This is a genomic window from Niabella aurantiaca DSM 17617, from assembly GCF_000374125.1.
GTDB classification, from domain to species: Bacteria; Bacteroidota; Bacteroidia; order Chitinophagales; family Chitinophagaceae; genus Niabella; species Niabella aurantiaca.
The window spans coordinates 610,507-632,534 of the sequence record NZ_KB893625.1; the positions used below are offsets into that span (position 1 = coordinate 610,507).

At 48.9% G+C, this 22,028-nt stretch carries 14 protein-coding genes; 12 read left to right on the top strand and 2 right to left on the bottom strand.

Annotation, left to right across the window (positions count from 1 at the left end; translation table 11 throughout):
- The first annotated feature begins 600 nt into the window (after window positions 1–600).
- The 6 genes from B160_RS0102510 to B160_RS0102535 all read left to right on the top strand — a co-directional run bounded on the left by B160_RS0102510 (window position 601) and on the right by B160_RS0102535 (window position 12,321).
- Window positions 601–3,825: a SusC/RagA family TonB-linked outer membrane protein gene (locus tag B160_RS0102510; protein ID WP_018626281.1), complete on the top strand. Its 3,225-nt coding sequence runs from the start codon at window positions 601–603 to the stop codon at window positions 3,823–3,825.
- Window positions 3,826–3,852: 27 nt separating this feature from the next.
- Window positions 3,853–5,925 (top strand): RagB/SusD family nutrient uptake outer membrane protein, encoded by a 2,073-nt coding sequence (locus tag B160_RS0102515; protein ID WP_018626282.1) that lies wholly within the window; start codon window positions 3,853–3,855, stop codon window positions 5,923–5,925.
- Between the two features lie 41 nt (window positions 5,926–5,966).
- The gene (locus B160_RS0102520) at window positions 5,967–7,271 is read left to right on the top strand and encodes a DUF5126 domain-containing protein (protein WP_026309470.1); all 1,305 of its coding nucleotides are present in this window, start codon (window positions 5,967–5,969) and stop codon (window positions 7,269–7,271) included.
- A gap of 92 nt (window positions 7,272–7,363) precedes the next feature.
- Window positions 7,364–8,779, top strand: coding sequence for a DUF4998 domain-containing protein (locus B160_RS0102525; RefSeq protein WP_018626284.1), 1,416 nt, complete (start codon window positions 7,364–7,366; stop codon window positions 8,777–8,779).
- A 79-nt stretch (window positions 8,780–8,858) separates the two neighbouring features.
- Window positions 8,859–10,787, top strand: coding sequence for a Vgb family protein (locus B160_RS0102530; RefSeq protein WP_018626285.1), 1,929 nt, complete (start codon window positions 8,859–8,861; stop codon window positions 10,785–10,787).
- 184 nt (window positions 10,788–10,971) lie between these two features.
- The gene (locus B160_RS0102535; RefSeq protein ID WP_018626286.1) at window positions 10,972–12,321 is read left to right on the top strand and encodes a DegT/DnrJ/EryC1/StrS family aminotransferase; all 1,350 of its coding nucleotides are present in this window, start codon (window positions 10,972–10,974) and stop codon (window positions 12,319–12,321) included.
- Window positions 12,322–12,324: 3 nt separating this feature from the next.
- Here B160_RS0102535 and B160_RS0102540 read toward each other — a convergent pair whose 3' ends face one another.
- Window positions 12,325–13,026 (bottom strand): SGNH/GDSL hydrolase family protein, encoded by a 702-nt coding sequence (locus B160_RS0102540; RefSeq protein ID WP_018626287.1) that lies wholly within the window; start codon window positions 13,024–13,026, stop codon window positions 12,325–12,327.
- 158 nt (window positions 13,027–13,184) lie between these two features.
- Between B160_RS0102540 and B160_RS0102550 the strand changes: the two genes are divergently transcribed.
- The 3 genes from B160_RS0102550 to B160_RS0102560 all read left to right on the top strand — a co-directional run bounded on the left by B160_RS0102550 (window position 13,185) and on the right by B160_RS0102560 (window position 16,940).
- A complete protein-coding gene (locus B160_RS0102550; protein WP_018626289.1) occupies window positions 13,185–14,519 on the top strand; it encodes an NHL repeat-containing protein in 1,335 nt (444 codons plus the stop codon).
- Between the two features lie 15 nt (window positions 14,520–14,534).
- Complete coding sequence (locus B160_RS0102555; RefSeq protein WP_018626290.1) at window positions 14,535–15,653, top strand: alpha/beta hydrolase; 1,119 nt, start codon at window positions 14,535–14,537, stop codon at window positions 15,651–15,653.
- A 135-nt stretch (window positions 15,654–15,788) separates the two neighbouring features.
- Window positions 15,789–16,940: a sialidase family protein gene (locus B160_RS0102560; protein WP_026309472.1), complete on the top strand. Its 1,152-nt coding sequence runs from the start codon at window positions 15,789–15,791 to the stop codon at window positions 16,938–16,940.
- A gap of 444 nt (window positions 16,941–17,384) precedes the next feature.
- On the opposite strand, the gene B160_RS0102565 is transcribed toward B160_RS0102560, so the two are convergent.
- The gene (locus tag B160_RS0102565) at window positions 17,385–18,176 is read right to left on the bottom strand and encodes a DeoR/GlpR family DNA-binding transcription regulator (RefSeq protein ID WP_018626292.1); all 792 of its coding nucleotides are present in this window, start codon (window positions 18,174–18,176) and stop codon (window positions 17,385–17,387) included.
- A 489-nt stretch (window positions 18,177–18,665) separates the two neighbouring features.
- Here B160_RS0102565 and B160_RS0102570 point away from each other — a divergent pair, with 489 nt between their 5' ends.
- The 3 genes from B160_RS0102570 (at window position 18,666) to B160_RS0102580 (ending at window position 22,008) form a co-directional block, all read left to right on the top strand.
- Complete coding sequence (locus B160_RS0102570) at window positions 18,666–20,078, top strand: L-fucose/L-arabinose isomerase family protein (RefSeq protein ID WP_018626293.1); 1,413 nt, start codon at window positions 18,666–18,668, stop codon at window positions 20,076–20,078.
- Window positions 20,079–20,170: 92 nt separating this feature from the next.
- Window positions 20,171–20,995 carry a transketolase gene (locus B160_RS0102575; RefSeq protein ID WP_018626294.1) on the top strand — a complete coding sequence of 275 codons (825 nt, stop codon included), beginning with the start codon at window positions 20,171–20,173 and terminating at the stop codon, window positions 20,993–20,995.
- Window positions 20,996–20,997: 2 nt separating this feature from the next.
- Window positions 20,998–22,008 (top strand): transketolase family protein, encoded by a 1,011-nt coding sequence (locus B160_RS0102580; RefSeq protein WP_018626295.1) that lies wholly within the window; start codon window positions 20,998–21,000, stop codon window positions 22,006–22,008.
- Window positions 22,009–22,028 lie beyond the last annotated feature (20 nt).

Consider the following 22,028-nt stretch of genomic DNA (forward strand, 5'->3'; position numbering starts at 1 on the left):
GGAGGAAAAGACCCGGTAATCTAAGTGATTCCGCAGCCCCTGAAAGGCCCTGGGAAAGGCGGGATATATCCTGCCATTTTTGGGGTATGAAGTCTTTCGTACCGGTAACGTACACGTAATTTTTTAAAAAAATATTTTTAGTGCCGAAACCCTGCGCAGCGTATTGATCCACAAGGCTTGCCGTTATAACCCAATGATTTTAAACAGAATAACGGGGCTACTGTGTCTACCGGATTAGTAGGGTAGTCGGTTTGTTTGCGTATAAAAAAAATAAAATCCGCAAAAAATCCGCAAAAAAGTTGTTTTTGATACTATTTGCTGCTATATTGCGTATAATATCGGTTATAAAACCGCTAAAAAACTGCAAAGATGACGATTGCCAATTGCTCGCTGAAATTTTCGGGGATTTTAACGTGTTCCCTAAAAATGATCCTTTTCATTCTATTGATCACCGGTTTTTACGAGGAGCATGTGCACCGAACCTGAATGTTTCTTTTACGCAAGTAATTTTTTCTAAAAAACGGGCCTTTATGTGTTTGATGATTCAGAAAAACACCGGGCATCATAAAACGGATAAAGGACAAAATAATTAAAAGTAAAATGAAAGAGCATAAAAATTACGCCAACTACCAAAACAATTGTCTGGCTTTTTTAAGGGCTTTATTGGGTTCCTTGTTTTTCTTATTGTTATTGAACCCGGGATACGGATTTGCCGCAAGCACCGTGATGGGGTATTACCAGAATGACAGGTCCATCACGGGACGGGTTGTTGATGAAACGGGAGTGGGCATTATCGGGGCCAGCGTGGTGATAAAGGGCACCTCAACAGGCACCAATACCGACATGGCGGGTAAGTTCACGCTTACTCTTCCCAAAGACAGTGCGGTGCTCGTGGTTACCTATGTAGGCTATGAGGACCGGGAGGTGCCGGTATCAGTGACAACACTGGAAAATTTCGAGATCACTTTAAAAGCGGTTACCAAAAGTGAGGACGATGTGGTGGTGGTGGCCTTTGGAAAGCAAAAAAAGGAAAGCGTTGTAAGCGCCATTACTACCATAGAACCTTCCAGTTTAAAAGTACCGTCGAGCAACCTTACCACGGCGTTTGCCGGAAGACTGGCGGGGGTGATCGCTTACCAGCGATCGGGTGAGCCGGGCCTGGATAATGCAGAATTCTTTATCCGGGGTATTACCTCTTTTAGTTCGTCCGGAAAAAAAGACCCCCTGATCCTTATTGACGGTATTGAAATGGAGACCAACGACCTGGCCCGGTTGAACGTGGATGATATTGCATCTTTCTCCATTATGAAAGATGCCAATGCTGCCGCCTTGTATGGCGCACGCGGGGCGAATGGCGTGATCCTGGTAACTACCAAAGAAGGTAAAGTGGATAAGCTGTCGTTCAGTTTGCGGGCGGAGCAGTCCAATTCCTATAACTCGCAATTGGTAAAGCTGGCTGACCCCATTACGTATATGAAATTGCATAACGAAGCGGTGAGGACCCGCGATGCAATGATAGACGTGCCTTATAGCCAGTCGAAGATCCGGGAAACAGAAGAAGGCATCAACCCGCTTTTTAATCCTTCTGTGGATTGGTATGACTATCTGATCAAGAACAAAGCCGTGAACCGGCGGGTGAATATGAATATGACGGGTGGCGGCCAAACAGTGCTGTATTACCTGGCGGCCAATTACCAGAATGACCAGGGCATCATCAAAGAAAGCCCGGAGAACCTCATCAAAAACAATATCAATATTGACAGGTTTCAATTACGCTCGAATGTTACCATTAAGTTTACGCCCACTACCACAGCCTGGGTAAGAGCTTATGGCTCGTTTGATGACCTGAGCGGCCCAACAAATGGCGGTGCGGCAGTATTTCATGCATCCCGGAATGCCTCGCCCGTGAGCTTCCTGCCTTACTATCCGGCAGATTCGGCCAATGAATTTACCAAGCACGTGCTGTTTGGAAACAATGTGGAAATGAATTTAGTGAATCCTGCAGCGCTCCTTGCCAGTAATTTCCTGGAGCAAAAGCAATCCATGATGCTGCTGCAGCTGGAAATGGAGCACAAGTTCCAGGGTGCTTTAAAAGGGCTGACAGCCAAGGGGATTTATAATGTAACGCGGAAGGCGCTTTACAGGCAGTCCCGGGGCTATGTTCCGTTCTATTATCTGCCGGCCACCACCCTCGACGGATCGTACCAGCTGATGGCGCTGAACCCCGATGCCGGCACGGAATACCTGAACTACAGTCCCGGTGCCCGGACAGTGGGGGCTGTCCAGTACGGGGAAATGCGCCTGGGATATAATAAAACCCTTAACGATGTGCACGATCTGAACGTAACCCTTGTAGAAACCATCCGGTCGGCCAGCCAGGTGGTTCCCATCTATCTTACCGATTATCTGCAGCTTCAGGCTTCGCTGCCGCAACGTAATTTATCCTCTGCCGGCCGTCTGGCTTATGGCTATGATTCGCGGTATTTCCTGGAGTTCAACTTCGGCTATAACGGGAGTGAGCGGTTTGCCAGGAAGAACCGGTGGGGCTTTTTTCCTTCTGTAGGCGCGGGATGGCTGATCAGTAACGAAGCATTTATGCAAAATGCAAAAGAAGTGATCAATACCCTGAAGATCAGCGCTACTTATGGTAAAGTAGGCAACGACCAGATCGGAGGCACCGCGACTCCTGCAGATGACCTGATCGACAACGTGGTGGACCGCTTCTTCTACCTGCCGCAGGTGGACATGAACGGAGAGGGGTATTGGTTTGGATACGACCGGGGCTATCGTTCCGGTATCACGATCGGCAGGTATGGTAATGACCTGATCACCTGGGAAGTTGCTAAAAAAACGAATATAAGGCTGGAGCTGGGATTGTTCAGGGATTTCACCCTGATCACCGATTTTTTTGGAGAAACCCGGGAAAATATCCTGCAACGGCGGGCGGATATACCTACCACCATGGGCCTGCGTGTGATACCCTGGGCCAATGTAGGGATATCGCAGGGAAAAGGATTTGAGACCGAGCTAAAATATGATAAAACTTTTGGGCCGGACTTCTCCCTGCAGGTAAACGGCACATTTACCTATACATCCAGCAGGTTCAAAAAATATGAAGAGCCCGACTTCAGCGATGTGCCCTGGAGGTCACGTGTAGGCTTAAAGATTGCCCAGCCCATAGGATTGATAGCAGAAAGGCTGTTCATTGACGATGAAGATGTAAGAAATTCGCCCCGCCAATTGTTTGGTGAGTACACCGCCGGCGATATCAAGTACAAGGATATCAACCGGGATGGCCAGATCGATAATAACGATATGGTTCCTATCGGCTATCCGACCGTTCCCGAAATTATATATGGCGGCGGATTCACAGCAATATATAAATCTTTCGATCTGTCACTGTTCTTCCAGGGTTCGGGCCGCTCCTCCTTCTTTATCAGCCCGGCCGATATCACCCCGTTTTTGAACAGGGGCCAAAGAGCTTTGCTGCAATATATTGCCGATGATCACTGGTCTGAAAATAACCGGAACCTCGACGCATTCTGGCCCCGCCTGTCGGAATATACCATTGATAACAATAACCAAATCAGCACGCACTGGCTTCGCAACGGGTCGTTCGTAAGGCTAAAATCGGGAGAGTTTGGATACACATTGCCTCAACGGTTAGCTCAAAGAGCACGCATGAAAAAGTTCCGCATATATGTGAATGGTACGAACCTCTTGTTATGGTCTAAATTCAAAATGTGGGATCCGGAAATGGCAGGAAAGGGATTGGGGTACCCGGTTCAGCGGGTGATCAACTTTGGTCTGGATATTAATTTTTAAATGAACGCTAAATTAAAATCACTTAAAATGAAGTCTGCTATTTATAAATTGTTATCGACCTTCAGCCATACTGCCGGAGCGGAGAAAGAGCAACTGGCTTTGTGTAAAAAATCGCGCCCTTATAGAAAGACGCTGCCCGCTATCCTGGGATTGTTTTTTATGCTGTTTGGAACCGCAGGTTGTAACAAGTTCCTGGATGTGGTGCCCAACGATACGCCTACGCTGGAGCATGCTTTTTCCAACCGCTCGGTAATGGAAAAATTTTTAAGGACCTGCTATTCCTGGCTGCCGGATCCTACTGACCCGTTCTATTATCCTACGTATTTTACCAGCAAGGACGAGTTTGATAACAAAGGTGAAAGCCGGGCGGGGAACTCGCTGGCCGGCCAGATCGCCCGTGGGCTGCAGAACAGCAATGTCCCGCTCCAGGATTATTGGTCGGGCTATGCCGACAGCAGGGAAAGCGCCGTACCCAGCTTGTATAAAGCCATTCGCGATTGCAATATCTTCCTGGAAAATGCTCATATACCAAGAGATATTACTGAAGAAGAGCGTACCCGGTGGATATCGGAAGTAAAGTTTTTAAAAGCCTATTATCATTTCTTCTTACTGCAGTTATACGGTCCCATTGTATTGGTGAAGGAGAACATTCCTGTTTCTGCCACACCGGAAGAAACCTGGGTGTACCGCGAGCCGGTGGATGAATGCGTGGATTACATTGCAGGATTGATCGATGAAGCGATGCCCGGGCTGCCGCCCGTATTGCCCGACCCCGCTACTGAACAGGGCAGGATCTCACAGGTAATAGCGCTGGGTGTAAAGGCAAAATTGCTGGCCACCGCCGCCAGCCCGTTATTCAACGGCAATACGGATTATACCGGCTGGACCGATAACCGGGGAAAACAGCTGGTGTCCACCACCTACGACCCCAGTAAATGGGAAAGAGCTGCCGCCGCTATTAAAGAGGCGATCGATGCCGCTGAAAGCAACGGGTTCCGGCTGTACGAATTCAATAAGCTTACGGGTGGCGCCAAAACCTTTGCCATGAACGACAGTATGGTGCAGCTGATGACCATCCGGAAGGCGATCACCGAAGACCTGGAGCGGAACCCCGGCACTATCTGGGCCACCCAGGAGCAGTTTGCTGATCTGAAAGGAAACTCGTCAAGATTGGGCCTGAACTCTCTCGGCAATATGCTAAAGCTGCTTTTTCCTCAAATGTATTCACAGGACCAGTCCTACCAGGCGCAGTATTTCGCGGCTTCCTGGCACATGGCAGAATTATTTTACTCCAATAACGGGGTGCCTATCGATCAGGACAAGTTTTTTGATTATGCCAACCGGTATAAGCCACGCCGGGCCATTGCCAGTGATCATCACACCAGCTATATACCCACCGGTGAGATTACAGCCTCGATGCACTTTTTCCGCGAGCCCCGGTTTTATGCTGACCTGGGTTTCGACAGGGGGTATTTTGAAATAGAATCCACGACAGATAATGGCGGCGCTTCGTTTGGGGTGTACCTTCGCCAACGATCGGGCGAGACAGGCCTTAACGGCTATGTGCCCAAAAAGATCATTGCTTTTGAAACTGTTAGCAGCAAGGGTGCAACCGGTAATCCATATAGGCCGTATAACTACCAGTTTCCCCTGCTTCGCCTGTCTGATCTGTACCTGCTGTACGCCGAAGCGCTGAATGAAGTAAAAGGAGCGCCGGATGGCGAAGTGTATGCATGGATCGATAAGGTACGGATCAATGCGGGGTTAAACGGCGTTGTGCAATCCTGGCAAACCGCAGCCCTGAACCCCACTGCACCGTCTAACAAGAACGAGATGCGTAAGATCATACAGCGGGAACGCCTGATAGAGCTGGCATTTGAAGGACAGCGTTTTTGGGACCTTCGCCGCTGGAAAACCGCACTTCCGTACTGGAGCCTGCCGCCCACGTTGTGGACCACTACCGGTAAGACCCCCGATGAGTATTATATACCGATGATAACCGGTCCGGCCCGTACCGTTTCTTTCAGGGATTATTTATATCCGATCGCACAGGCTGATATCCGGGCTAATGTCAATTTAGTGCAGACCTACGGATGGTGACCGGACTGAAGGATTTTATTAAAAATGATAACAGATTTCTTATGAAGAAGATAAATTTTATAATCGCGATAATGGTTTCGGGGCTGCTATTCTCCTGTCAAAGAGATGAAGAAAAAGTGCCCGGTGTATGGAATTCGGATCCTGTTGAAGTAGGTGCCATAACCCCTATAAACGGAGGCGCCACCATCGCGTACAGCGTGCCAAAGGACGACAACCTGTTGTATGTAATGGCTGAGTATGAGCGGAATGGAAAAGTATATACCGAAAAAGCTTCGGTATATAACAACGCCCTTACCATTGAAGGGTTTAATTTACCCGTAGGAGCAAAAGTAAAAGCTACTTTATACAAAGTGAATAAACAGGGCGAACGCTCCGCGCCTTCGGAGGTGGAATTTGAACCATTGGAAGGCCTGGTGAGCCTCGCGGAAAAATCGATGAAGCTGCAACCCGGCTTCGGGGGTATTGTTGCCAACTGGGATAACAAGGTGAGCACACCGCTGGGCATCCGGCTGCTGGTTCCGGATGAGATCAAAGGCGGGCTGAAGACCAAGGAAGTGTATTATTCCACGATCGGCAGCGACAAGCGTTCGTTCAGGGGGTTTGAGCCCGTGCCCACAGACGTTGCCGTAACTTTTGAAGACAAATGGGGCAACACATCGGATACCGTTTTTTATTCCACCACGCCTTTCTTCGAAACCCTGGTGCCCAAGCCCTACGCAGACTTCCGGTCCAATATTCCTTATGACAATATCACCAACCTTTCTGGCCGTACAACCAATACGCTGTGGGATAACATTGTGAACACCTCCGGTCATGGATGGCTGACCGCCAATGGCAGCAGCGGCTTATCCATTACTTTTGATCTGAAACAGGTGGTAAAGCTGAGCCGTATTATTATACACGGTTACCATATAAACTCAGTTTACGGACAGGTAAACATTCAGCAGTTTGAATTATGGGGCACCGATAAAATTGATTTTGCTAAATTATCGGACCGTCCCTACTGGCTGGATTCGTTAAGTGTACGCTGGGGGTCGCTCAGCACATCACCCTGGAACGTGGATCCCACTACCGAACTTCCGGCGAAAACCTTTAAAGACGACTGGCAGTACCTGGGCTGGCACGCCATACCCCGTTACGACCTGATGGTGCCACCGGATAACCAGGCCGCGCTCAATCTTGCCGCCAATGGAACGGAATATGAAATGCCGATCGACGCGAAGCCCGTCCGTTATGTGCGGCTCTTTGTACGCCAGGTGTCGAACCTGATGCCTCCGGGAGTGAACAATTATTTTTCGATGGGTGAAATTACCTTTTATGGAGACAATACGGTTCCTCAAAATTAAACGTACGCTCCTGGCACAATCTGCGTTTCCTTGCTGCTGGCAGCAGGCTAAAATAATCGCCCGCCGTGGTGGGCAAACTAAAAAATATACGGATGAAAAGGACAACTAAATTATTTTTTGCAGCATTCAACCTGGCGCTTTTGTTTGTTTTTCTTTTATCATCGTGCGATAAAATGGATGATATACAAAAAAAGTTTTCGGACAGGGAAGAGATCGTATATCTCGGCAAGGTGGATTCGGTAAAAGCTTACCCCGGCTTTGGAAAGGTGAAATTGGTATGGCAGATGACTGCGGACCCGAAGGTTGAGCAAACGATCATCTACTGGAACCTGCGCAGGGACTCTGTTGTAAAACCATTTAACCGCACGGCTGCGGGGCAGCAAATAGATTCCATCGTGCTTGAAAATATGCCCGAGGGGCCTTTGATCGTTGAGTTCCGGAATGTGAACTCCAATGGAGAGACCTCGCTGATCTCTTTGGCCAACGCAACAGTATGGGGCGAGGCATTTGCCGATGGATTGCGGGCCAGGACCTTGTCGACATTGGATTTCGACTACACCCAGTCTAAGTACAATTTAGTGCTGTCCCCCGCAACGTTGGGAGACAGTGTTGTTTATTCAGAGATAAAGTATACCACGAAATCCAATGAAGAAAAAAGGGTAAGGGTAGAAAGAACAGAGGATAGCGTTGCATTGCTTGATTTTCCGGATGGCGGCGCCCTGAGCTTCCGCTCCGTATTTTTCCCTCCCCAGGGCATTGATACCGTTTATGGTGCAGATAAAGTATTCAGGGCACCGAAAGCCATGTTTGACCAGGGAACAAAAATTGCCCTGGCCGGCAAGGCGGATAGCAGGTACTTTAATTTCAACGGAGATTTCTGCGAATGGAATTCGAACGGCGACCTGATCATATATACGGTAGCTGCTGACGGAACTTTGACAGAAAAAGAACAGCACCCGGCCATAGCTCCCCGGGCAACCTTCCGTGAGCTCTTTTTTTATGATGCAGACCGGTTCATCGCTGTTAAAACAGACAATAAAGTGTATATGTACCAGTTCGCAGGGGGTGCATTGAATCTCATAAAAACGCCCGCTGGTGCCGATGCGCTGGGGACGGGATTCACCATGCCTGCTTTTATTCCTGCAAGAGGATTCTTCTTTTCTCATGTTCCCGCCAGCGGCGAACTGAAAACATGGCTTGCATTTAACGATGCCACCTGGGGTGCTCCAAACGGCGGTACAGTAACCGCAACTATCAAGTTTCCTTACACGGTGAATACACTGCTTAACTATGAAACGCTGCTGGGCGTGGACACAGAAGGCTATTTACGAAGTATTCCCGTGCTGGCTTCCGGCTCCCTGGGATCGGTAAGCAGGTCGGGTATGGGATGGAGCAGGTTTACAAAACTGGTGAGCATTGGCACAAAATTGTACGGTTTGGAAGCCAGCGGCGATTTCTATGTGTTTAACAATTTTAATGCCGCCGACGATTTCCTGATCGTAAATTAAGATCCCGAATAAGTTGATCACCCAGTACAGCAGGTCGCTATCCTTTTTTATTTTTTACGATTCCTAATCTGAAACCGGAATGGCCATTACAAAATTCTTTCTGATTACAGCAGCCTTTTTAGCACCCGTTTTTTTGTCCGCGCAGCCGCACCAAAAAGAGAAGGAGCCGGCGAGTGCCGTTTCCTTGTTCCGGGATCATGGCGTTGCTTCCGCCTACAGTACCACCCGGGGAACCGTGGCCACCGTTGACGGAAACGGCCGGAACATTGTGCTATCCTGGCTTTTTGATGTAAGAGGCGGGTATGCGTTGTTGATGCTGGATGCAGCAACCGGCAAGAGCGAAGTTTTTCCCATGCCCTTCTCCCCGGGCGGCGATTGCCCCTACGCTTCGATCCTGTCTTCCCGGGGAAGATTCTATACACTTTTTAACGGGAATTTTGCTGAGTTCGATCCCGGGAAACGGGCCTTTACCTTCCACCATAAAACGACCCGGCAGATGGCCATGGGAATGACTGAAGATGACAAGGGGAGAATATGGGCGGTTACCTATCCCAACAGTGGCGTGGTATCTTTTGATCCCGCAACAGGAGTATTTACGGATTATGGGTACCTGAATAAGGAGAACTGGCAGCAGTACCAGCGCTACATGGCTGCCGATGACCAGGGCTGGATCTATTTTGCACTGGGCAATACCAATAGTCAGCTGATCGCTTTTAACCCCGGTACCCGGCAAGTCAATAAGCTCTTAAAACCCGATGAGAGAAAAAGAGGCTCCGCATACCTGTACCGGAACAAGGATGGAAAAGTATATGGGCAGGCCCTTGCTGATAAGAACGGTACCTGGTACCAGCTGTATAACGGCGTTATAAAAACGATCGGCACAGGGCATCAGTCAAACCCCAAGCCCATCATTACCGGCTCGCAGGCTTTACGGCATCTGTCATTTCCTGATGGCAGCAAGATCATCGGGTTGGATCTGATCGATAAGATACTGACGACAGAAGACGCTCATAATGGGAAGAAAAATGCCGTACATTTCGACTATCCATCGGAGGGATCCTGGGTAATGGGGGTGGGGGCCTCCCCAGACCACCGTTCGATCATCGGGGGCGGGTCTTTCCCCATGCGGCAGTTTAACTATGCCGTTGCTGATGATCAATGGAGCACAAGGGCGGCATTGGGACAATACAATGCGCTGACAACAAGCGGTCAGTATGTTTTTTTTGGATCCTATCCCAGCGGGAATCTTGTTATGTGGGATACTAAAAAAGAGTTCAAGGCAAATGGCGCGAAGGCAAAAGACAGCAATCCACGCGTATTGTATGAATGCACCCCTGTGATACATCGTCCGCACCGGGTATTGGTGCATACCGACGGTAAAACGGTTATTTTAGGCGGAACACCGGAGTATGGCTATACGGGCGGGGGATTATTGTTTTATGATATTTCTACCAATAAGCAGGTGCTGCTGACCGACGAGGATATCGAGAAGGACCAGTCAACCATGAGCCTCACCAATATTGCCAAAGGAAAAGTGCTGGGCGGAACCACCGTGGCTCCGGGAACCGGCGGGGAGCGGAAAGCGAACCTGGCACTCCTGTATATCATTGACCCTGTTTCAAAAAAAGTAGAATGGAAAGAGCCCGTAATCCCCGGTGTTCAATCATATACAGACCTGACAACCCGGAAAGACGGAAAGGTTTACGGGATTGCTGACCGGAAAATATTCTTCCTGTTTGACCCTGTGACAAAAAAGATCGTTTACCAAAAAGACCTCTTTAAAGAGTATGGCTACGCCGTTGGGGAACAATCGCCCCGCGTTTTTATAAACGGAAAGCAGGATGACCTTTATATCCTTTTTGAACATGCGATCGCGAAAGTAGATCATAAATCCGCAGGCATCCGGTTACTGGCAAAAACACCTCAGGCGATAAGAGCCGGCGGATGCTTCCTAAATGACCGGCTTTATTTTGTTTGTGGTTCTCATTTGTTTAGTTACGGATTGTAGCCGTGCCGCAGCTGGCGACGCCGGCAAAATAAAAAAGAAGATGATCCGGCAGTCTGGAACAAGGAAAAGGGTGTTAGAGCCACGCGGGGTTCATATATTTGTATTCTGAATAATGATGTTGAACGGGGATCCGTTGCAGCCGCTTGTCTTTAATCTTTTCTATCGAATCTAAAAAATAACTATCATGAGCAGTGCTTTCAACCGCAGGAAATTTATCAGCAATGTAGCAATCGTTGGCACAGGGTTGGCTATAGGCGCGCCCCATATCGTATCCGCCGGTACCGCAAAGACCCGGCCCGCCATCCTGGGCGGCCCCAAGGCGCACTCGGGCGCATTCCCGTCATGGCCGGTGGAGAATACCATCGAAGAAAAAGGATTGACCGAGGTCCTACAGAGTAAGAAATGGGGCCGGCTGGATGGCAGCAGGATGGCCAGGTTTGAAGCGGAATACAGTAAGCTGTTTGGAGTGAAGCACAGCCTGGGCGTTTCCAGCGGAACCAGCGCCCTTACCACTATCTTAGGGGCATTGGACATCGGCCCGGGCGATGAAGTGGTCCTGCCTGTGTACACCTTTGTGGCTACCTATAATGTAGTGGTGCTCAATTATGCCTTACCGGTACTTGTAGATACCGATATTGAAACCTTTCAGATAGATGCCGCTAAAGCAAAGGCTGCGATTACCGCGCAAACCAAAGTGATCATGCCGGTGCATATTGGCGGGTCGCCGGTAGATCTTGACGCGTTTGTGGCAATGGGCAAAGAGCACAATATACCGGTGGTTGAAGATGCCTGCCAGGCCCACCTGGCGGAGTGGAAGGGCATAAAAGTCGGGAATTATGGACTGGCCGGCGCTTTTAGCTTCCAGTCGTCCAAGAACCTGAATTGCGCAGAAGGCGGAGCCGTTACTACCAACGATGATGATTTTATCACCCGCTGTTATACCTTTCATAACCAGGGGCAGGGAGGAAGGTCTACCTCTTTTTCTACAGGCGTTGGTACCCGCGGCACCAACCTCCGGCTGACCGAGTTCCAGGGAAGCCTGCTATTATCCCAGATGACACGGGTAGCGGAGCAAAGTAACCGCCGCTGGGAGAACGCACAATATCTTTCACGGTTACTGAAAGAAATACCGGGCATTACCCCTGCAAAATTATATCCCGGCACCACAAGGAGTGCCTATCATTTATATATGTTCCGGTATGATAAGCATCACTTTGCCGGCTTAAGTCGTGAGAAATTCCTGCATGCCCTGGGCGCAGAAGGGGTGCCTAATTCGGCAGGGTATGGTCAAATGAACAAAAGCGATTATGTAACAGCTCTGGCAACCAATAAGCACTACCTGAAGATATATGGTGAAAAGGAAATGAAGAACTGGCTGGAGCGGAACCAATGTCCTCAGAACGACATGCTCACTTCCGGGCAGTCGGTATGGCTGTTTCAGAATATGTTGCTGGGAACAAAAAGTGAGATGGAACAGATCGCCGAAGCGATCCGTAAAATACAGCAATATGCAGTAGAGATCGCAAAGAAATAGCGGTTAATCCTGCTGCCCGCTGATGATCCGCGATAAAGCGGCTGCTATGAGCCGGTGGCCTTCATCATTGGGATGGATGCCGTCAGTGAACAGCAGATCAAGCGGTTGCCCCAGGGCATTGGTATAATCGTAAAACAGTTGCCAGGAATCTACCAGGTGCAGGTGTTTCCTTCTGGCAATTTTCCGGATCGCATCGGCGTAGGATTTTACACGGTCGTACCGGTACCGCTCAAACCTGCTGCCCAGCGGATTGGGGGTCAGCAGTACGATCTGTCCGCCCTGCTTCCGGATCCGGCGTATGAAATAGTTGATATTTTTCTTGAATTGTTTTAGCGGAATGCGGGAGGGGGTGCCGGGGCCTTTATCCTGGTAAGCATCGTTAAGCCCGAAGTTGATCGTTACCCAGTCCGGATGATGCTGTAAGACGGCCGTATCGAAACGGTCTCTTGCATGGATCACTTTCGCGAAACTGTTATCTTTGATGGACCCGCTGTGGCTGCTGGGTACTCCCGAGTTAATGACGGTATTGGCAATGCCGAGGCTGTCCAGTTTTTCATGCAGCCGCCGGGCATACACTTTTTGTACACCGGTTCTCGGAGCGGTGGTTGAATTTCCGAAAGCGACAATAGTTACAGGCCGTTGGTCTTGGGCGTAGCCCGGGGCTGCTGTAAATGCCAGCAGGAAGAGCAGGAACAATTTTTTCATAATGACAATTTTCGTGTACGTAAACGAAAGTATTCTAAAAAATGCAATTTTATGGTAGCCGGGGCACCGAAATTTTTTAACCTGGAAAAAAGAGTGCGGATAAACGGAAAACCCGGCACCGCGTTTAAGATCCCTAAATAATGAAAAACCTACAGCGAATGAAGCCGGTAAGAACGATGAAATATGAGGCTGCGGAAAAAGAGTCCCGGTCTGCAGCAAACAATATGATAGCTGAAGTATTTGACTCAGGTTTTGCTGAAGCACATGATACCTATAACGCAGTTACGGTTGCCAGCGACGGCAAGGTCTATTACGTGCTTTCATCTGAAAAGCATAACGTGGCCGGGCGTTTTTTTGTCTTTGACCCCGTTACGGAAGCCATCCGGCCGATTGGAGATCTTACGGATCTGTGCGGCGAAAGCGGGGCACGGGTCATTGCACAGGGAAAAAGCCATGTTGCATTTTATGAATATGCAGGAAAATTATTCTTTGCAACGCATACGGGCTATTACGAGCTGATCGACGGAATGGACCGCCTGGTGCGCAATCCGCCTGCCGGATATGGATTGTATCGGGGCGGGCATATCCTGTCTTATGATCCGGTGAGCGGCCGTGCAGATACGCTGGTCCTGATCCCGGATGGGGAAGGAGCCGTATCCATGGAAATGGATACCGCCCGGGGTCATATTTTTTGCGTCAGCTGGCCTACAGGCAGTTTTATTTTTTATGATGTGAAGAGTGGGGTGCTGAAAAATAAAGGAAGACTCTGTGGCGCAGGGGAAAATGGTATACCCGGACAGGATTTTCGCTCGTTGTGCCGATCATTGGTGGTGGATCCGCGGAACGGCAATGTGTACGCGTCAACCGCAGAAGGGGCTGTTGTATGTTATGATCCTTCGGCCGACCAGTTGTCGTACCTGGAGGAGATTGACTTGAGGAAGGATTATTTTGGAACCTATGATTTTACCCAACCCGGCAGTATGGCCTATAACTGGAGGAAGGTTTTCTGGCATCCGGGATCACAGGCAGTGTATGGGGTCCACGGCAATTCAGGATACCTGTTCGTTCTTGACCCGGAAGCAAAGGAGCTGCGGCTGGGACCACGACTGACATCCGGGCCATCGCAGCGCAGTGGTATGTATGATCAGTTTAGTTATGGCTACCTGGGCTTTGCCCTGGGACCCGATCAGGAAACCATTTACTATCTTACGGGTGGGCCGGTTTATGAGAACGGAACATTGCTGAAGGGGGTGCGTTCCATCGCCAAAGGCGCGGCGCGGGGACCCGAGAACCTGCATCTGGTTACCTACCATATTCCTTCGGAATATTACCAGGATCATGGGCCAGTATTTTATGCGGATGGAGGAAGACCTGCCTACGTCAACGCGATAGCGGTCAGTGCAGACGGGTATATTTACACGATCGCGCGCGTGGAACGAGAAGGCAAGATTGTTTCGGACCTGATCCGGTTCAAAAGACCAGGGAACACATAAACAAATTAAAAGATCATGATCAGAAAGGTATTGCTAATGGTAGCTGGTTTTTCTATCAGGGCGCGGCTTATTGCCGGGATACTGATACTGTTGCTGGCGGGTGCCTGCATCGCCGGTAAAAAGAGTAGCGGACATGAGGACCTGCTGATGTATCGCGGAAAAAAAATAACAACGGTTGACCAGTGGGATAAGAAGAGAAAGACGGTGCTGGCGCATATGCAGGAGGCAATGGGGCCATTGCCCCGGTTAAAAGGGCACCCGCCGTTCAATGCCCGTTTTTTAGACAGTGTTGTCAGCGGGTCCTATACAAGATATACGATAGCCTTCACGGTTGAGGCCGGGGAGGAGCTGCCTGCTTTATTGTATGTGCCCGCCGGGCATACGAACGGGAAAAGGATCCCGGCGGTGATCGCTTTGCATGGCACAGACCGGCTGGGAAAATTGTCGGTAGCAGGACAGAGCGCATTGGCCAACAGGGATTATGCAAAAAAGCTGGCGGCGCGGGGCTACGTGGTGCTGGCCCCGGACTATCCGGATTTTGGGGGTCTGGAACATTATGATTTTGATGGCGACCGGTATCAGTCGGGCACCATGAAGGGGATCTTCGACCATATCCGGTGCGTGGATTATTTGCAGTCGCTGTCCTTTGTAGATCCGGACAGGATTGCGGTGATCGGACATTCGCTGGGTGGTCACAATGCCATTTTCCTGGGTGCGTTTGACCAGCGGGTAAAAGTGGTGATCGCCAGCTGCGGGTGGACGTTGTTCCCTTATTATGATCTGGGGCCTGAAATGGAAAAACGATACGGTGGAAAATTAGGCCCCTGGGCACAAAAGCGATATATGCCCCTGCTAAAGGAGAAGTATGGGTTAAGGCCGGAGCGCATCCCGTTCGATTTTGATGGGATCATTGCCACCATTGCACCGCGGATCTTCTTCACCAATTCACCATTACAGGATGCAAATTTCAGTATTACCGGGGTAAAAGCGGGGTTGCAGGATATCCGTAAAATATATGACCTGTATCAGGCGTCTCATGCCCTGTATGCCGTCTTCCCGGATGCAGGGCACGATTTTCCTCAAGAGGCTACCAGGGCCGCATTTCATGTGCTGGACAGCGCTTTTGGCAGGTAGGATCTGCGATCTTTAGTTATTGCCTCTTCTTAAAAAGCCGGGAGTTTATTTTAGGGGTATATAAAACAGGGATGCCCTATATTGCGCAGGGATACTGTGCATTGTTGCAGTCCCGGCCGTTAAATTTATTGCTATATGCATCACTTATTTCCGAATCGCTCCCATACTGCAAAGCAGCTCCTCATGATGGCCGGCTGCGCTTTTCTTTTATGTGCCTGTGCTGCAAATAAGAAAACGGCGGCACCGCTCCGGAAAGTGGTAATGGAACTGGCTCCGGGACCAGACAATCCGCGGAACAGCGAAGGGGCTTTTATTACGCTGAAGGACGGCCGGCTCCTGTTTGTATATTCCCGCTATACCGGCACCCGCAGCGGCGACCATGATCCGGCTTACCTGGCGGGAAGGTATTCTCGGGACGGCGGAAAAACATGGACAACGGACGATGTAACGATCGTGCCAAGGGAAGGCGATATGAATGTGATGTCGGTATCCCTGCTCCGGCTTAAGAACGGGACGATTGCGCTGTTCTATCTGAAAAAGAATTCCACTACCGATTGCATTCCGCTGGTCCGCTTTTCAAAGGACGAAGCAAAGACCTGGACGGAACCGGTAGCCTGCATTACGGACCGCCGGGGATACTTTGTGCTGAATAACGACCGTGTCATCCAGCTCGGTAATGGAAGGCTGATGATGGCTGTGGCGCTACACGCTACTCCGGGCAAGCAGGGATGGTCGCAAAGAGCAGCGCTTTTTGCCTATTATTCAGATGACAATGGTCATAGCTGGAAGAGCGGGGCACAGGTGCCGGTTGCGGATGATGTCATTACGCAGGAACCCGGGCTGGTGGCGCTGAAAGACGGGCGGATCATGATGTTTATACGCACGAATGGCGGAGCCCAGTATGTGGCCTACTCGGCAAACGAGGGTGCTACCTGGAGCAATGCAGTACCGTATCATTTAAAATCACCTCTGTCGCCGGCCAGCATCAAGCGCATTCCTTCAACCGGGGATCTGCTGGCGGTTTGGAATAACAATGACGGCACCAACCCGCAGCTCCGGGGAAAGCGGACCCCGTTGACCATTGCCGTTTCAAAGGATGAGGGAAGAACCTGGAAGCATGTTGCTGATCTGGAAACCGATCCGGATGGCTGGTATTGTTACAGTGCCATTCACTTTTACGGGAGAAGCGTGCTCCTGGCCTATTGTGCCGGTAGCCAGCAGGCACGTACTCACCTGTCCATAACCCGGGTGGCAAAGATCCATTTAAGATCCCTGTATAAAAAATGAGGGAAGTGTTGCTGTCAGCTTGCTTTTCGCTTACGTTAACGGCTATAGTGGCGCTACAGGCCATGACCGGCGCCGGCCCCAGCGCTACAAACTAAAGACAGGCCGGGAATCCGGAAGACAGAAAGGCAGGGCCTGTCAATCTATAAGACTTGCGGCCTCATCACCTTGCCGGCCGGAAAATACTTTTAGTCAGCCCGCAATAAATCGATAAAGATCATTTTGATACCGGTTCATTAGTAGATCCGGGATCATATCGGAATGTTCATCCGTCCAGGAAATCAACTATCCGTTCAGCATCCTGAGGGGATCCCAGGTATTGATTTTTCGCGCGTGCGCGGGAGGAACGTATTGAATGGCATTGCACTACCCATCGCCCTGGAGATCAGATACAGCCGCTTTTGAAGCCCGGTTGATAGGAATAAGGCTTTCAAACAGGAGACGGGGTCAAAGAGACACCACGGGGCTGGTTTCCGAAGCAATAATTAATTCAATTTCATTTGCTTTAAAAATTTGCCGGTGCTTCTCTTCTATATCGGGATCTGTGATAATATAATCAATGAGCGATAATGCTCCGAGACTTGCCAGGGCCGTTTTGCCCATTTTAGTCGAATCTGCAACGAGATAAGTGGTCTCAGCCGCATCAATCATGGCCTTTTTCACAACGAGATCACTGATACTTGGATAAGTCAGACCAAATTTTAGAGAGATTCCGGCTGTGGCTAAAAAGAGCTTTTGAGCATTCAACCCTTTGAACGAGTCGGCCGCTTTTTGACCGGTCAGCGAGAGGGTCGGGGGCTTGAATTCACCCCCGGTTACAATGACTTCAATACCCGGCTGGGGCCCAAGGAGCAGCGCAATGTTTAAAGCATTCGTGATCACTGTTAAGCGCTGCTTCTTTCCCCTCAGTTTCTTGGCGATTTCTGAGGTAGTGGAACCCGAATCCAATATGATGGTGTCGCCGCTTTCAATCAGCTCAACACATTTTTGAGCAATGAGCTCTTTTTTGTCCAGGTTCTCCTGGTGGGAGAGCGTCAGGTCGCTGACCTGGGAGGGGACGTTTTTCAGGAAGGCGCCGCCATGTTCTTTGACAATCAGTCCCTCTTTCTCTAATTTTTCAAGATCCTGTCTGATGGTGACCTCCGTAACCTTGAAAAGTTTTGCAAGATCTAAAACCTTTGCAGATCCATCCTCCTGCAGGAGTTCTAAAATTTTGTCCCGGCGATGATAAGCGAGCATAATTTGTTTTTTCGAAAAAAAAAGAAAATAAACGTAATGGAATTATTAAGATTAATAAAAATTATCTGTCAAAGATAAACCTTAACGATTCAATTCGCCGTTTCTTTTTATTCAATTCAGCAAATTCATAGAAGGATCAGCTGACCGGCCAATTGAAACGGCCGGGCCGGGGGCAATTGTTTTTTTAAATTTTAGAGGCCGGGGTAACTAAATCCTGGTTGTTTATCAATGGTTTGTATGCATATTAAAGCAAATAACGGCAAGCCGTTGCCCGGGAGTCCTATAATTGACAATACACTGGTTTTGAGTGGTATATTCATTCGATAGTAAAAAAAGAAAAAAATAATTATTATTTATTTTCTATTTTTTACTATTTTCTTCCTTTGTTTTCTTTTTAATGTATATTTGTATGATTGGTTTTAGTTGCACCGATTGCCTTATTGGGTTCAATTTTTAAGTTGTTTTTGCTGATTTTTATTCTGATTTAATATGATTAAAGTTACGGCCACGTTTGGTGTTATTATTGGAAACCGGGATTTTTTCCCGGATAAGCTGGTTGCTGAAGCAAGAGTCGAAGTGCTTGATCTTCTGAAGGGGCTGAACATTACATCCATTCTGCTAAATGATGCGGACTCGAAGCTGGGCGGTGTGGAAACTTTTGCGGAGGCGCAAAAATGTGCGGCCTTGTTCCGGGAACACCGGGACGCGATCGATGGCGTTCTGGTGGTGCTGCCCAATTTTGGGGATGAAAAAGGCGTTGCCGAAACATTAAAGCTTGCCGGACTGAATGTGCCGGTTTTGATCCAGGCATATCCGGACGACCTGAATAAGATGGACGTGGTGAACAGAAGGGATGCCTGGTGCGGAAAAATATCCGTTTGCAATAATCTGTATCAGTACGGTATTCAATATACTCTTACCACGAAGCATGTGACCCGTTTGCAGGACGAGACCTTTAAAAGAGATCTTCTTGATTTTGCAGCGGTATGCCGCGTGGTAAAAGGGCTGAAAAAAGTACGTATCGGTGCGGTAGGTGCGAGGCCCACCGCATTTAATACCGTCCGTTATAGTGAAAAGATCTTGCAGCGCAACGGCATTTCGGTAACCACGGCAGATCTTTCGGAGATCCTGGGTGATGCCAACAAGCTAACCGCCGGTGACCGTTCGGTAAAGGATAAACTTGAAAAGATCCACGCCTATACTTCCGTAGGCAAAACACCAAATGAAAAGCTGGTTCAGATAGCGAAGCTCGACGTGGTGTTAGAAGCGTTCATGCAAGCCAATGCGCTGGATTGTACAGCCATACAATGCTGGACCTCTCTTCAGCAGAACTACGGGTGCAATGTGTGTACCAGCATGAGCATGATGAGCGAAAATATGTTACCAAGCGCCTGCGAGGTAGATGTGACCGGTACATTAAGTATGTATGCGATGCAGCTGGCAAGCGGCTCGCCAAGTGCGCTTGTAGACTGGAACAACAATTATGCAGACGATGATACGAAATGTGTGCTGTTCCATTGCGGTAACTGGGCGAAATCGTTCCTGCCGGATATCAGCATCAGCACCGCGCCCATACTGGGAACTACCGTGGGCACGGAAAATACATATGGTGCGCTGGATGGCCGCACGCCGGCCATGCCGCTTACCTATGGCCGCATCAGCACGGATGACTGTAAGGGCATCATTAAAGCCTATGTAGGAGAAGGCGATCTGACCAACGACGAGCTAAAGACCTTCGGCAACCGGGCTGTGGCGCAAATAGCCGACCTGCAGGGTTTAATGAAACATGTATGCCGCAACGGATTTGAGCATCATGTGGTAATGAATGCCAGTAAAACGGCCGGAATTTTGAAAGAAGCTTTTGATAATTACCTTGGCTGGGAAATTTATTTACATTCCTGATCGATAAATAATAACCGGGGTCTGCTCATTAAGAGCCACAGGTATTTCCGGTGAAAGATGTGAATACTTCATTTAAAAACAGAACAGCGGTTATGACCAGTAAAGAATTAAAACAGAAGTCCGTACTGTATCGCAAGAACATACTTAAATACATAGTTAAAGCAAAGGCCGGTCATACGGGCGGAAGCCTTTCCTGTACAGACATTTTAAATGTTTTGTACAATGAAATCATGAATGTGTCTCCCGGTAATTTTTCATCTCCGGATCGGGACCGGTATATTCAAAGTAAGGGACATACGGTAGAAGCATTGTTTGTGGTTTTGGCAGATAAGGGGTTCTTTCCTGAAGAGGATCTTGAAACACTTTGCCGGTATCAGTCACATTATATTGGGCATCCCACAAAAAAAGTTAACGGTGTTGAACAAAATACAGGCGCCCTGGGGCATGGACTGCCTATAGCAGTAGGTACCGCTATTGCCGGTAAGCTGGATGAAAAGAATTACAGGGTCTTTACATTAATGGGTGATGGAGAAATGCCGGAGGGCAGTAATTGGGAAGCGGCATTGAGTGCGGCGCATTACAAGCTGGATAATCTATGCGCTATTGTTGATAAAAATTCGTTACAGATCACTGCACCAACAGCAGAAGTATGCAATACAGATCCGTTGGATGAGAAATGGAAAAGTTTTGGATGGGCGGTAAGGGAAGTAGATGGTAATGATGTGGATGCGTTGAAAAATATATTAAAAGCATTGCCATTTGAGGCCGGTAAACCCAGTTTTCTTATTGCGGGTACAACAAAAGGTAAAGGGGTGAGCTATATGGAGAACGTTTTGAAATGGCATCACGGCGTTCCTTCGGCGGAAGAGTACGATCTGGCGGTAAGTGAATTAAATCAGACATTAATAGAGCTTTAGGGATGGAAAATATGGAAATGGGATCTTCGGCAGGGGCATTGAATAAAATGGAAAATAACCGGTTGGAAGGTTTGCAAAAACCGAAAGCAAACCTGGAAGTTTTTTCAGAAACCTTGCAAAGGCTTGCTCAAAGCGATAAAAATATTATGGCGGTCACCAGTGACAGCCGTGGGTCAGGTAAGTTGGTGCCGTTTGGAAAAAACTTTCCTCATCAGATCGTGGAAGTTGGGATAGCAGAACAGAATCTGGTAGGTGTTGCTGCCGGTCTTGCTTCTTGCGGGAAGAAGGTCTTTGCCACGTCACCGGCGTGTTTTCTTACAGCCAGGGCCCTGGAGCAAATAAAGAATGATGTCGCTTACAGTAATAACCCGGTGAACGTAATTGGAATCAGCGCCGGTGTGAGCTATGGTGCCCTTGGCAGCACCCATCACAGCTTGCATGATTATGCTGCATTACGTGCCATTAATAATATTATGGTGGTGGCGCCCGCTGATAATTGGGAAACTGCACAGGCGATCGAATGCGCCGCCAACACCGGGGAGCCGGTGTACTTAAGGTTCGGAAAAAAGGCCATGCCTGCTTCTCTGAAGCCGGTTAATGACGAAAAATTCGAGTTTGGAAAGGGGCGCGTGATCACAGAAGGGAACGATGTGCTGATAATAGGCTGTGGGGAAACCGTGTTGCCTGCCCTGGAAGCTGCCGGCCTGTTAAAAGATCTGGGAATTACCTGTTGTGTCATCAGCATGCATACCATCAAACCCCTGGATACGGATCTCCTTGCCAGGATGGCCCGGCAATGCAGCGCGATTATAACCGTGGAAGAGCACAGCATTTACGGAGGTTTGGGAGAAGCCTGTGCCGCTTATTTGATGCAAAACGGAATTTGTAAGCCATTTCAGATTATAGGCATACCTGATGAATACACCGTTACGGGGTCGCAAACAGAAATATTTAATCATTATGGAATTAATAAGGACGGAATTGCGGACGTTGCCCGATCGCTTTTAAAGTAAGGATGGGTTTATAACCGGAG